Here is a 12743-nt window from a genome sequence, read left to right on the forward strand (position 1 = left end):
ACATAAACCGAGCCAATATTAGCGAGGTAATGCGACAGCGTCCGTGTGGGTGAGTAAACGGCAGGATTCCTCAATGGCCGCAGCAACGCGGTTGATCTGTTCGGACGTAAGCGGCGTGCGGAAGGTCATACGCAACGCCGATTTCGCAACCGGCGCGGTGAATCCCATGGCCAACAGCGTTGCGGGCGCCTCATGGCGGCCAAGCGCGCACGCCGAACCGGATGAGCAGGCGATGCCACGCGCATCCAGATCGACCAGCAGAGCCTCGCCCGACAGGCCGGGGAACACGAACGACGCGTGACCGGGAAGCCTGCGTTTCGGATCACCGGTCACCTGCGCCCTCGGTTCGACGCGCAGCACGGCATCCATCAGCCTGTCGCGCGATTCGGTCAACGCCTGATATTGCCCGGCCATGCGCGTGTTCGATTCATGCAACGCGATGGCGAGCGCCACGGCACCGGCCACGTTTTGCGTGCCGGATCGCAATCCCCGCTCCTGCCCGCCGCCGGACAGCACCGGTTCGGCCGGCGTGCGACCGCGCAGCAGCAAGGCGCCGAGCCCTTTCGGGGTGCCGAACTTATGCCCGGATACGCTCAGCGCGTCCACATCCCAGTCGCGCATACGAATCGGGATCTGTCCGGCCGCCTGCACTGCGTCGACATGTATGGGTACGCCGTGGGCGTGCGCGATGTGCGCGATCTCATCGACGGGTTCGATGGTGCCGACCTCGTTGTTGGCGAGCATGACGGACACCAGCAGCGTACGGTTGGTCAGGGCGAGCGTACTTCCACTCCCCTGCCCGGCCATTTCGTGTTCGCCGTTGTCGATGCCGGTCATATCGCCTTGCGCGAGTTCACGCTCCAACGCCGCCATATCGATATGGGCCTGTTCGTCGACGGGGATGCGTACGACTTCCACGCCGAACCAGCGTTCCATCCAAGCTGTCGACTGCAGTACGGCAGGATGTTCAATCGCGGAGACGATGATACGCGGTTTCACCGATTCGCCGTACTTGTCGCGCAACATGCGCATCCGGGCCATGCCGATGCCTTTGACGGCGAGATTGTCAGATTCAGTGCCACCCGAAGTGAAGATCACATCATCCGGACGTGCCCCCAAATCGGCGGCCAGCGAGGCGCGGGCCGCGTCGAGCGCACGCGCCGCGGTTTTGCCCGGCTGATGCACGCTCAGCGGATTCGCGTATGCCTCGGTGAGGAACGGCATCATCGCTTCAATTACATCGCGTGACACCGGTTCGGTGGACGCCGCGTCCAAATACAGTTCGTCCCCTGCTCCGTTCCCGCTCATCGCACCCAATCCAATCCCAAGTCGATGCTGCGCACGCTGTGCGTCAACGCGCCCACGGAGATCACGTCCACGCCCGTGGACGCCACTTCGGGTACGCGTTCCACCGTCATGGTGCCGCTGGCTTCCACAATCGCACGGCCATCGATCATATCCACGCCGGCGCGCGTATCCTCCAGCGTGAAATTGTCGAGCATGATGGTGTCTGCGCCGCCGTCGAGCGCCGCCGGAATCTGTTCGAGCCGGTCGACTTCCACCTCGATATGCGTGGTATGCCCCACCTGTTCGCGGATATGCCTGATCGCGCCGGCCATGTCAATGCCTTGTTCAGCAAGCGCGACCAAGTGGTTGTCCTTGACCATCACCGCGTCGGACAGCCCGTACCTGTGGTTGTGCCCACCGCCGCAGACGACCGCGTATTTCTCGAACGGACGCAGTCCGGGCGTGGTTTTGCGCGTGTCGACGATGCGCGTGGCGGCGTAGGTGCGCGGGACGCGATACCCGGGCAGGGTTCTCGCCTGATCGGCCGCGGCCACGAACGTGTCGGTCATGGTGGCGATGCCGCACATGCGCTGGGTGAAGTTCAATGCCACGCGTTCCGCGGTGAGCAGGTCACGCACCGGGCCGCTCACGGTGGCGAGCATCCGCCCCGGTTCGAAACGCTCACCATCGGCGATTGCCGGCGTGACCACGATTTCGGGATTCTGCATCTTGAATGCCGCGGCAAACACGTCGATGCCGCTCATCACGCCACGCTCGCGAGCGACGAGACGCACCTCTCCCCATGCCTGCAGCGGAATCGTAGTGGCGCAGGTGATGTCGCCGTTGGGCGCATCCTCTTCAAGAGCGGCCTCCACGGCCTTGCGGATGACCTGACGGGTCAGCATGACGTTCCTTTCAGACGGTAGGCGATGGAATGTGCGATGGTCGGATTGACCATCGCATAGTCGGTGCGGGTGTGCGCGCCACGCGATTCGCAACGGTTCAGCGCGGCGACGGCCTCGACGTATCCGACGGTGAGCAGATTACGGTTCTCCAGCACGGCGATGCAATCGGCATACGAACCAGCACCTGACATGCCGGGTACCGCGGCGTTCGCTCCGGCGAGCGCGTCGGCAAGATCCGTCACCGCAGCGGCAAGCCCGTCATGGTCGCGCAGCACACCGACATGCTTCCACATCTCGTCCTCGATGTGCTTGCGGTCCCATACGCCCGTGTTCGCGTTGCCATCATCATGGCTGGGCATGTCCAGCACCATCGGCTCTTGGGCGACCGGCAGGCTTGCAATCGCACTGTTGTTAAGAGTTTGCGGCTGCCATACGGCATCGTCCGTATCACGCACCGCGGCGAGTCCCGCGCGGTATCCGTAAACGAGTCCTTCAAGCAGTGAGTTGGAGGCGAGACGGTTCGCACCTTGCACGCCGGTTCGCGCACATTCGCCCGCGGCATACAGGCCGGGGATGCTGGACCGTCCGAACAGGTCGGTGCGGATGCCGCCCATCCAGTAATGCGCGGCTGGGGCGACCGGAATCGGCTCCTTGCTCCAGTCGAAGCCGAGGGAGCGCGTGTATGCGTCGATGGTCGGGAACCGGTGACGTAGGAACGCCGCCAAATCAGGGTTCTCTTTGGCCATGGGTGAAACGTCAAGCATGACCGGCTTGCCGCCCTGCGCCTGCATGGTGCGGAAGTTGGCACGTGCCACCACGTCGCGCGGTGCGAGTTCGGCCTTGTGGTCCACGTCGGTCATGAACCGGTGCCCATGCTCGTCGAGCAGTATCGCGCCTTCTCCTCGGACGGCTTCGGAGACGAGGAAGTGTTCGCCAATGGCCATGGCCGTGGGGTGGAACTGATAGAACTCAAGATCGGCGACCTGCGCTCCGGCACGCAGTGCGGCGGCCAGTCCATCGCCGGTGGCCACGGCGGGATTGGTGGTGTACGGGTAGAGTCGGCCCGCACCGCCCGTGGCGAGGATCACGCGCGTCGCGTCGATTGTGCGGGATTCGGCTTCGCCGTCCACGCCCCGCACGATGAGCCGCACGCCGGAGACATGCCCGTCGCGCACAATCAGATCGTTCAGGAACGCGTGCTCAAGCACGTGGATGCGCCGATTCTCACGAACCATGGCGCTCACATCGAGTTCGAGCACCTTGCCGGTGGCGTCCCCTCCGGCGTGCACCACGCGGGAACGGCAGTGCGCGGCTTCGAGCCCGCGCAGCACCGAACCGTCCTCGCCGCGATCCACATGCCATCCGGCGGCGATGAGTTCGCGCACGCGGCGCGCCCCCTCATCGGTGAGCACGTCCACTGCGGTGCGGTCGCATAGGCCATGCCCTGCGGCCATGGTGTCCCCGGCATGCAGCTGCGGGTTGTCGTCGCTGAAGATGGCACATGCCACGCCACCTTGGGCATGGTAGGTGTTGGACTCCACGAATTCATCCTTGCAGACGAGCAGCACGTCATCCGAGGAGTTGTTCCCGGCGATGTTCGCGTTCCCGTATGTGGTGAGGCCTTCCGCGCCTACGCGCTTGTCCCCCGCGGCCGCGAGCGCCGCGGACAGTCCGGCGATGCCGGCGCCGATCACGACGATCACGGGTGCACCTCCAGCATGCGCTGCAGGGCGATTTTGGCGTCGCGGGCTGTGGCGTCGTCCACGGTGATGCGGTTGACGATATTGCCTTGTTCGATGTTTTCCAACGCCCAGGCGAGGTATGCCGGGTGGATGCGGTACATGGTGGAGCACGGGCAGACCACGGGGTCGAGGCAGAACACGGTCTTGTCGGGGTATTGCGCGGCGAGACGGTTCACGAGGTTGATTTCAGTGCCGACAGCCACGGCGGATCCGGACGGGGCGTTGGCGATTTCCTTGACGATGTAGGCGGTGGAACCGGTGCCGTCCGCCGCATCGACCACGTCCATCGCACATTCGGGGTGCACGATGACCTTCACGCCGGGGTATGCCTTGCGGGCCCGTTCGATTTGTTCGACGGTGAAACGCTGATGCACGGAGCAGAACCCCTTCCATAGGATCATCTTGGCATTGGCGTACACGGACGGGTCTTCGGCGCCGCCGGCGGGCTTGAACGGATCCCATAGTGGCATTTCTTCCAGCGGGATGCCCATGGCGCGGGCGGTGTTGCGGCCCAAATGCTGATCGGGGAAGAACAGGACGCGCTTGCCGCGGGCGAATGCCCATTCGAGTACGGCGTGCGCGTTGGATGAGGTGCATACGATGCCGCCGTTGCGTCCACAGAACGCCTTCAGCGCGGCGGACGAGTTCATGTAGGTAACGGGCACGATCTGCTGGCGACCATCTGAACCGGGCTGGGTGCCGCAGATTTCGCCGAGCTGCTGCCAGCATTCCTCGACCTGGTCGATGTTGGCCATGTCGGCCATGGAGCAGCCGGCGGAGAGATTCGGCAGGGTCACGGTCTGTTCGGGCGTGGAGAGAATGTCGGAGGTTTCGGCCATGAAATGCACGCCGCAGAAGACGATATGGTCGGCGTCGGGACGTTCGGTGGCGTTCTTGGCGAGTTGGAAGGAGTCGCCCACGAAGTCGGCATGGCAGATGATTTCATCGCGCTGGTAGAAGTGGCCGAGGATCAGCAGTTTCTTGCCAAGGCGGGATTTGGCTGCGCGGATGCGTTCCTGCAGTTCCTCGTCGGAGGCGTTACGGTATTCCTCCGGGAGCACCTGCTGTCTGGGGGCGTTGCTCGGCAGCGGGTCGAACATGGATGCGCCGGGTCCGTAGCTCGGCTTGGTGGTGTCGAAATGCCATGGATCCTGGGTGAGTCCGGCGTCGCAGGTGCTTTGTGCGCCGAGCTTGGCGATGATTTCGTCGACGGACGGCGAGGAGAGTGTTGCAGTCATGCTGCGTTCCTTTCATATGGTGTGTTCACGATGATGCCGACATGGCGCTGTGATGTGCCGATGCCGAAAGATTTCCGATGTGGCTCGCCGTGCCCTGTCACGACGGCATGAGCGCGGATAGCGCGTCGTCGGCAAGGGTTTCCGGTTTGCCGTGTTCCACCGTTGTGGGAAACGTGAATTCGGCGCGTGGCTCGCCGTCATGCCGGTACCGGTATATGGCCGCTGGGCGGCTGCGCCCCACGTGGAGTTTCCTGCCAGTATCTTCCAAATGTCCGGATGCGAGCATTTTTCTGCGGAAGTTCGCCAGGTCGATCGGCTGGCCGGTAACAGCCTCGTATACGTCGTGCAGCTGGCTGAGGGTAAATTCCTCGCCGACGAGTTTGGTGGCGATGTCGGGGTATTCGAATTTGCTGCGCGAGCGCCACAGGGCGTAGTCGATGATGCGTCGATGGTCGAAGGCGAGATCCGGCAGATCGTCGACCGGGAACCATTTGACGTTGTCCTTTTCGGCGAAATCCTTGGTTTCGGCTTCGCCGACGAGCGCCCAATACACGATGGAGACCATGGGAAGCCCACCGCTCGACCGTGAGGGGTCGCCGAACGTGTACAGCTGTTCGAGATATTTCGGATGCAGTTCGGTGGTGGATTCCAGAGCCTTGAACGCTGATTCCTCCAGGGAATGTCCTACACGCAGGTCACCGCCCGGTAACGCCCAGGAACCCATGAAGGGTTGTCTGACGCGGCGGACCAGCGGCAGCCATAGACGGCTGCTTCCGTTGGCCGCGCTGTCGCCATGCGGGCCGAGCGCGAGAATCACCACGGAGATGCCGATGCTCGGTTGCGCCAAACGCCTTTCCGAGACATTTCCGATGCCCATGGCCGTTCCTTTCACGGCAGGGTATTTCCCTGCTATGAGACATAGCGTAACACCATTTATAGTCAAGCCGACCATAAATGGTGTCATCATGGAATCATCGACTTCCCGCAGCCGGCCCACCGGGCATCAACACCTCTTGGCATACCCGAACAACTGGCTTTGCAGAACGAACGCACCCGCCATCACGGCAGCCGTCGCCATTGCCTGTTTACGCCGTTCCGAGGCATTTCCCATGATCCTTGCGACTTCACTCCTTCAAATTCCCGTCAATACAAATTGTTTCGAAATCACAACGTATCACTTATAGTCAATGTGACTATAAGTTGGGTGTTCCACCAATCAATCATCACAATTCAGCACACATCCAGCCAACGAAAAAGGCCCCGCAAGGGAGCCTTGAACATCTATGCGATAACGCCTTGGAAAATCAGCTCCCGGGCAACCTCACGGTATTCCTTCGCCGTCTTGTGATTCGGCGCATAGATGGTAATCGGCGCAGCAGCGACCGTTGAATCCGGCAACTTGATGGATCGCGAGATCACCGAGTGGAAGACCTTGCCTTGAAACGCCTCATAAATGCGCTGCAACACCTCATCGCAATGCAGAGTATGCGTGAACATGGTGACGAGCACTCCATACACTTCCAGACTCGGATTGATACGGGACTGCACCTTTTCTATGGATTGCATCAGCAAAGCCACGCCACGCAACGCAAAGAACTCGGCAGCCACAGGGATGATCACGCCATCCGCCGCGGTCAGCGCATTCACCGTGAGCAAGCCCAACGAAGGCTGGCAATCAATGATGATCACGTCATATTCATCCTTGACCTGTCGCAGCACGCCAGCCAGCACCTGTTCACGTCCAACTTCGGTGACCAGCTGCACCTCGGCGGCCGATAGATCGATATTGGCCGGCATGATGTCGAGGTTCTCGAAATCGGTATGTTGAATCACGGTATGTACATCCATGCGCGGATTGAACAGTGCCGTGTACACCGTATCTTCCACGGCATTGGCGTTGATGCCCAGTCCCACCGTGGAAGCACCCTGCGGGTCGAAATCGACGATAAGCACACGACGACCGTACTGGCTCAACGCACCGGCGATATTGATGGAACTGGTGGTCTTGCCAACGCCACCTTTCTGGTTGCACATGGCGATGACCCTCGCCGGACCGTGCGTCTGCAGCGGTTCCGGAGCGGGAAACGTCTCATAATCTCGTCCAAGCAAATCCGTAGGCATACCGTTTACCTTACCAACATCCTTGTGTCAACTTTCACTGTAATCCATGCTAGTCCATTGCCGCCGTTCAAAACGGCAGCAACACCATCATCTGGCGCGGGGGTGAGACGTCAGATACGTTTCAATCAGGTTTTCGGGACTGACGTGCGTGTATATCTGTGTGGTGGTGACGCTTGCATGTCCAAGCAGCTCCTGCACGGTACGTACATCAGCGCCGCCTTGAATAAGATGCGTGGCGAAAGAATGACGCAACGTATGAGGATGCAACGGCTTGTCGATGTGCGCGCGTTCCCCCGCAACCCTTATGATCTCCCAAACCGACTGTCTCGACAATCTTCTTCCGCGCTTGTTGAGAAACAGGGCGCGACGCTCTTGAGGACCTTTCGACTTCGACTCCAGTATTGGGCGTCCCGAACGCACATACCGGCTGATCGCCTCGCATGCGTAGCTGCCGACAGGAACCAAACGTTGTTTTGAACCTTTGCCCATCAGTTTGGCGATTCTGGCTTCCGTATCGACGTCATCAAGATTCGCCCCGCATGCCTCCGACACTCGCGCGCCGGTCGCATACATGAATTCAAGCAGCGCCTTGTCTCGAAGCATCACAGGATCATCCGGGACCTCCAACGAAGCGTCGCCAGGAGCTCTGTTCTGGGAAACGGGAATCGCTTCCAATAATCTGGCGACCTCATCAATAGCCAGCACATCAGGAAGGGTGTTTGCACCTTTGGGAGCCTTCACCTGCGCGGATACATCGTCGGCGACGCTATGTTCGTTCACTGCGAAACGATGAAACGCGTGGATGCTGGCCAACCGGCGGGCCTTGCTTCGGGCAGATTCCCCGGATTCGTCAAGAAAAGCGACGTAGTTCTCCACATCCTGCGTCGTCACGGACGTAATGTCATTAATACCATGATCGGCAAGCCACTGCCGATATTTTTTCAGATCGGCGCCATATGCCGATACCGTTGCTTTTGACAATCCTCTTTCAACATCGATGTGTGCAAGAAACTGTCTGATCATCCGCTCGAAATCGTTCATCACCCTCCTTCCGCCGAAGGTTGCCCGTTTGCATCGTATACCGCCGTTGCCATGGCTATGAGATGGATGGTTTCCGATGCGCAATGCAAGAACCCCCGCCCATTGCTGGAGCGAGGGTTCCCATCAGTCACGCTGAATCAGCGAAGAAGCTCAGGCTTCCTTCGGAGCGTTCACATCAGCCGGAAGAGCAGCCTTGGCCTGCTCAACGATGGCCTTGAAGGTCTCCGGATCGGAGATGGCCAGCTCGGCGAGAGCGCGACGATCCAGCTCAATGCCAGCGAGGTGCAGGCCCTGGATGAAACGGTTGTAAGTGATGCCCTCTGCGCGGACAGCAGCGTTGATGCGCTGGATCCACAGCTTGCGGAAGTCACCCTTGCGAGCCTTGCGGTCGCGGAAGTTGTAGGTAAAGGAGTGAAGCAGCTGCTCCTTGGCCTTACGGTACAGACGGGAGCGCTGGCCACGGTAGCCGGAAGCCCTCTCGAGAACGACGCGACGCTTCTTGTGGGCGTTTACTGCGCGCTTGACACGTGCCATATTTAATTCCTCAGCTTTCTATTAAGTCTTCTTATTGGCTCTCGCTATGCTCAGCGACCGAGCAGCTTCTTCATGTTCTTGCTCTGGGAAGTAGCCAGAACGCCGTCGGCCTTCAGTGCGCGACGCTTACGAGCGGACTTGTGCTCGAGGTTGTGGCGCATTGCGGAGCCAGCGTGCATCAGCTTGCCGGAACCGGTCACGCGGACGCGCTTGGAAGCGGCGGAATTAGTTTTCATCTTCGGCATTGCTGCCCTCCTTGTTTGTTACTTCGTTTCGGAAGTCTTCGGTTTGTCGGACGTCACTGCGGCCTTAGCTTCGGCTGCTGCCTGAGCCTGGGCTTCCTGCTTGGCCGCCAAGCGTGCGGCCTGACGAGCCTGACGTTCGGCACGGGACTGATCACCACGACGACGCTGCTCGGACTGGGTGTGGACCTTCTTGCCCTTCGGTGCGAGCGTCATGATGATGTTGCGGCCCTCCTGCTTCGGAGCGAATTCGACAGTGCCGTATTCCTCCACTTCGCTAGCAAGACGCTGCAGCAGCTCGACGCCACCAATTGGACGGGACTGCTCGCGACCGCGCAGCATGATGGTGACCTTGACCTTGTCTCCGCCATTCAGGAAGCGCACAACATGGCCCTTCTTGACTTCGAAGTCGTGGTCGTCGATCTTCAGACGGAAGCGAATTTCCTTGATTTCCGCAGTGCTCTGGTTACGACGTGCCTCGCGAGCCTTGATCTTCTCGTTGTACTTGTACTTGCCGTAATCGATGAGCTTGGCAACCGGAGGCTTCGCGTTGGGCGCCACCTCGACGAGATCGAGGTTCGCTTCCTTTGCCAGGTTCAGTGCGACGGAAGTCGCGATGACTCCCACCTGTTCGCCGTTCGGGCCGATCAGACGCACCTGGGAGACGCGAATCTCGTCGTTAATGCGTGGTTCGTCGCTGATGATGACTCCAATCCTCATGTTCCATTCAACGGAATGCTCCCAGATTGGCAGTTCTTCAACGTCTCAAAAGTTCATGGCACGCCAGACGCACCCATAAGGGCACGCCGAAGAACGTTCTGATACGCTCTTCATTGCACTGTTTCAACACAGTGACAGGGCATTATGCCTGAACCCGAGGCCCTGAAAGGCTTCCAGGTGGGGACATCCCGCTTTCTTGATTTCTCAAGCCTCGTAGATAATACCACACACCACGACCACCGCGTGTCGCATTCACAAGCCCAGCTAAAGCGCACCTTACAACAACGCCGGTCAGCATACTACACTGACCTTGTATGACAAATAATTCCAATACCTGTGTGATTTTCGCGGCAGGCGAATATTACGGAGAAGCACCAATAGTTCCGGCTGACTCGTTCGTCATCGCCGCGGACGGTGGGCTCGATCATGCCCGCGCTCTTGGAGTGACGCCCGATGTGGTGGTAGGCGATTTCGATTCGATTACGGGAAATCGCCCAACCAAAAGCGAACGTACCATTGAACTGCCACCGGAGAAAGACGATCCGGATTTGCTGTCCGCACTTAAGATCGGATGGTTTCACGGTGCAAGGCTTTTCCATATCTACGGTGCGCTCGGAGGACGAATCGACCATACGATATCCAACATCCAATTGATGGCATTGCTCGCCAATCATGGCGCCATCGGTTTTCTGCATGGCAATGATTCCATTGTGACGGCGATATGCGATGGAGATCTCGACTTCGCAGCAAACGATGTCAAACCGGGTCGCATGATCTCCGTCTTCTCGCATTCCGACACTTCCGTCGGCGTTTGCGAAAAAGGATTGAAATACAAGTTAAGCGACGTACTCATGACCAGCACCAAGGTCAACGGAGTCAGTAACGAGTTCCGGCATGGCCTGCCCGCGCATGTCGGAGTTACCCAGGGCACGCTCATCGTGACATTCCCAGCCGAGGCTCCTCTGCCGCAGGTCTCCTGGCATCATGCGTTCAAGGGCGATCTCGGCCCATTGGACACCCAAATCTCGTCTGCGCTTGTCGAATGCGGCCTGAAACCACATGCAGCGTGAGCGCTCACAGAAAATACGACGTTTTCTGAAACACACGCGCGAATGCGTTGCCTTAAGTACAGGTGACGCACTAAAGTGGGTGACGTTGGTAAACAATGGCTTCTGTGTGCCCAGCACACGTGTGGCCTACCCTAAAGGGAGAATTACATGACAGTTAAGATTGGTATCAACGGCTTTGGTCGTATCGGTCGTCTGGCTTTCCGCCGCATCTTCGAGCTGCAGGCTCGTGGCGGCCAGGCCGGTGACATTGAGGTCGCTGCAATCAACGATCTGACCACCCCGTCCATGCTGGCCTACCTGCTGAAGTACGACAGCACCCACGGCACCTTCCGTCATGACGATGGCACCCCGGTTGAGGTCACCTCCACCGAAGACTCCATCGTGGTTGATGGCAAGGAATACAAGGTTTACGCCGAGAAGGATGCCAACAACATCCCGTGGGTCAAGAACGATGGCGTTGAGTTCGTGCTCGAGTGCACCGGCTTCTACACCTCCGCTGAGAAGTCCCAGGCTCACATCAACGCTGGCGCCAAGAAGGTCCTGATCTCCGCTCCGGCAAAGGACGAGACCACCCCGACCGTCGTCTTCGGTGTGAACCAGGACATCCTGAAGGCTTCTGACGTGATCGTGTCCGCCGGCTCCTGCACCACCAACTCCATGGCCGCTATGGTCAAGCTGCTGGACGAGAACTGGGGCATCAAGGCTGGCTTCATGACCACCATCCACGCCTACACCGGCACCCAGATGATCCTTGACGGCCCGCGCTTCCCGAAGGCTCGCAACAACCGCGCCGCCGCAATCAACACCATTCCTCACTCCACCGGTGCTGCCAAGGCCATCGGCAAGGTCGTTCCGTCCGTGAACGGCAAGCTGCAGGGCCACGCCCAGCGTATCCAGGTTCCGGATGGCTCCGTCACCGAGCTGACCACCGTCCTGAACAAGGAAGTCACCGCTGACGAGATCAACGCCGCATTCAAGGCCGCCTTCTCCTCCACCGACTTCTACGGCTACAACGAGGATGGCATCGTGTCTTCCGACATCATCGGCGACACCCACGGTGGCGTGTTCGATCCGACCCAGACCGACGTCAACACCGTTGACGGCGTGACCATGGCTCGTACCGTTTCTTGGTACGACAACGAGTACGGCTTCACCTGCAACATGGTGCGCACCCTGCTGTACTTCGCCGAGATCTCCGAGTGAATCAATAGCGGAACAATCCGCACGATTCTAAGTAGAACTTAGTGTAAGGGCTTTCGCTTCACGGCGGAAGCCCTTTTGTTAACCGACGCAAATACGTACCGATACAAATACGTTTTAGAGTAAAGCAACATGGGCAAGAAAAAGCATGAAAAGGGAGCCGGTTCAACACCGGCAACAGTGCAACTCGAACAAGCGGGAATCCCATTCAAGACTTACGAATATGCACATTCAAACGACCATATGGATGACGGCTATGGGGTCGAAGCCGCCACCAAACTTGGCTTTGACGAGCACCAGGTATTCAAAACGCTTATGGCCGATACCGGCTCCGAACGCGTAGTAGGCGTAGTTCCAGTAAGCGGACACATGGATCTGAAGGCGTTGGCCGCAGCGGTCGGAGCCAAAAAAGCCGCCATGGCCGACCCAAAGGTCGCCATGCGCGAATCCGGATATGTGGTTGGAGGCATCTCACCGCTCGGCCAACGCACACATCACAAAACCGTGCTCGACGAAAGCGCTTTGCAATATAGCGAAATACTGCTGTCGGGAGGCAAACGCGGCTTCTCAATCGGTGTCAATCCTAACGATCTGCTCAAAGTGCTTGACGGCGTAGCCGCGCCTATCGGCACTTGGTAAAGTA

The 12743-nt window shown here is 59.4% G+C and carries 13 protein-coding genes; 3 read left to right on the top strand and 10 right to left on the bottom strand.

Features of this window, described 5'->3' with window-relative positions; all coding sequences use genetic code 11:
* Positions 1 to 18: 18 nt before the first annotated feature.
* From CE153_RS03940 to infC, 10 genes are all read right to left on the bottom strand, one after another.
* Complete coding sequence (locus CE153_RS03940) at positions 19 to 1308, bottom strand: cysteine desulfurase family protein (protein WP_099595184.1); 1290 nt, start codon at positions 1306 to 1308, stop codon at positions 19 to 21.
* Entirely contained in the window at positions 1305 to 2192 is an 888-nt protein-coding gene (gene nadC, locus CE153_RS03945; RefSeq protein ID WP_099595185.1) for a carboxylating nicotinate-nucleotide diphosphorylase, read from the bottom strand. Before nadC ends, CE153_RS03940 begins: the two co-directional genes overlap by 4 nt.
* On the bottom strand, positions 2186 to 3787 hold the full coding sequence (locus tag CE153_RS03950) for an L-aspartate oxidase (protein ID WP_442861967.1): 1602 nt from the start codon (positions 3785 to 3787) through the stop codon (positions 2186 to 2188). Before CE153_RS03950 ends, nadC begins: the two co-directional genes overlap by 7 nt.
* 104 nt (positions 3788 to 3891) lie before the next feature.
* Entirely contained in the window at positions 3892 to 5172 is a 1281-nt protein-coding gene (gene nadA, locus CE153_RS03955) for a quinolinate synthase NadA (RefSeq protein ID WP_099571305.1), read from the bottom strand.
* A gap of 97 nt (positions 5173 to 5269) precedes the next feature.
* Positions 5270 to 6049, bottom strand: a complete 780-nt coding sequence (locus tag CE153_RS03960) for an NUDIX hydrolase (protein ID WP_099571306.1) — start codon at positions 6047 to 6049, stop codon at positions 5270 to 5272.
* Between the two features lie 404 nt (positions 6050 to 6453).
* The gene (locus tag CE153_RS03965; RefSeq protein WP_099571307.1) at positions 6454 to 7293 is read right to left on the bottom strand and encodes a ParA family protein; all 840 of its coding nucleotides are present in this window, start codon (positions 7291 to 7293) and stop codon (positions 6454 to 6456) included.
* An 87-nt stretch (positions 7294 to 7380) separates the two neighbouring features.
* On the bottom strand, positions 7381 to 8334 hold the full coding sequence (gene xerD / locus CE153_RS03970; protein WP_099571308.1) for a site-specific tyrosine recombinase XerD: 954 nt from the start codon (positions 8332 to 8334) through the stop codon (positions 7381 to 7383).
* A 150-nt stretch (positions 8335 to 8484) separates the two neighbouring features.
* The gene (gene rplT / locus CE153_RS03975) at positions 8485 to 8868 is read right to left on the bottom strand and encodes a 50S ribosomal protein L20 (protein WP_003834366.1); all 384 of its coding nucleotides are present in this window, start codon (positions 8866 to 8868) and stop codon (positions 8485 to 8487) included.
* A gap of 50 nt (positions 8869 to 8918) precedes the next feature.
* Entirely contained in the window at positions 8919 to 9113 is a 195-nt protein-coding gene (gene rpmI / locus CE153_RS03980; RefSeq protein ID WP_003834365.1) for a 50S ribosomal protein L35, read from the bottom strand.
* Between the two features lie 18 nt (positions 9114 to 9131).
* Entirely contained in the window at positions 9132 to 9830 is a 699-nt protein-coding gene (infC, locus tag CE153_RS03985; RefSeq protein ID WP_004220560.1) for a translation initiation factor IF-3, read from the bottom strand.
* Between the two features lie 314 nt (positions 9831 to 10144).
* On the opposite strand from infC, the gene CE153_RS03990 reads away from it, so the two are divergent.
* The 3 genes from CE153_RS03990 (at position 10145) to ybaK (ending at position 12739) form a co-directional block, all read left to right on the top strand.
* Positions 10145 to 10900 carry a thiamine diphosphokinase gene (locus tag CE153_RS03990; RefSeq protein ID WP_099595187.1) on the top strand — a complete coding sequence of 252 codons (756 nt, stop codon included), beginning with the start codon at positions 10145 to 10147 and terminating at the stop codon, positions 10898 to 10900.
* A gap of 147 nt (positions 10901 to 11047) precedes the next feature.
* A complete protein-coding gene (gap, locus tag CE153_RS03995; RefSeq protein ID WP_099571310.1) occupies positions 11048 to 12103 on the top strand; it encodes a type I glyceraldehyde-3-phosphate dehydrogenase in 1056 nt (351 codons plus the stop codon).
* Positions 12104 to 12232: 129 nt separating this feature from the next.
* Positions 12233 to 12739 (top strand): Cys-tRNA(Pro) deacylase, encoded by a 507-nt coding sequence (gene ybaK / locus CE153_RS04000; RefSeq protein WP_099571311.1) that lies wholly within the window; start codon positions 12233 to 12235, stop codon positions 12737 to 12739.
* Positions 12740 to 12743: the final 4 nt, after the last annotated feature.

It is taken from the genome of Bifidobacterium sp. N4G05 (assembly GCF_002742445.1).
In the GTDB taxonomy this organism is placed as follows: Bacteria; Actinomycetota; Actinomycetes; order Actinomycetales; family Bifidobacteriaceae; genus Bifidobacterium; species Bifidobacterium hominis.

Bases quoted from the DNA above. Each gene is read 5' to 3' on its own strand.
- CE153_RS03940 (WP_099595184.1), bottom strand. From the start codon at position 1,308: ATGAGCGGGAACGGAGCAGGGGACGAACTGTATTTGGACGCGGCGTCC.
- nadC (WP_099595185.1), bottom strand. From the start codon at position 2,192: ATGCTGACCCGTCAGGTCATCCGCAAGGCCGTGGAGGCCGCTCTTGAA.
- nadA (WP_099571305.1), bottom strand. From the start codon at position 5,172: ATGACTGCAACACTCTCCTCGCCGTCCGTCGACGAAATCATCGCCAAG.
- CE153_RS03960 (WP_099571306.1), bottom strand. From the start codon at position 6,049: ATGGGCATCGGAAATGTCTCGGAAAGGCGTTTGGCGCAACCGAGCATC.
- CE153_RS03965 (WP_099571307.1), bottom strand. From the start codon at position 7,293: ATGCCTACGGATTTGCTTGGACGAGATTATGAGACGTTTCCCGCTCCG.
- xerD (WP_099571308.1), bottom strand. From the start codon at position 8,334: ATGAACGATTTCGAGCGGATGATCAGACAGTTTCTTGCACACATCGAT.
- rplT (WP_003834366.1), bottom strand. From the start codon at position 8,868: ATGGCACGTGTCAAGCGCGCAGTAAACGCCCACAAGAAGCGTCGCGTC.
- rpmI (WP_003834365.1), bottom strand. From the start codon at position 9,113: ATGCCGAAGATGAAAACTAATTCCGCCGCTTCCAAGCGCGTCCGCGTG.
- infC (WP_004220560.1), bottom strand. From the start codon at position 9,830: ATGAGGATTGGAGTCATCATCAGCGACGAACCACGCATTAACGACGAG.
- CE153_RS03990 (WP_099595187.1), top strand. From the start codon at position 10,145: ATGACAAATAATTCCAATACCTGTGTGATTTTCGCGGCAGGCGAATAT.
- gap (WP_099571310.1), top strand. From the start codon at position 11,048: ATGACAGTTAAGATTGGTATCAACGGCTTTGGTCGTATCGGTCGTCTG.
- ybaK (WP_099571311.1), top strand. From the start codon at position 12,233: ATGGGCAAGAAAAAGCATGAAAAGGGAGCCGGTTCAACACCGGCAACA.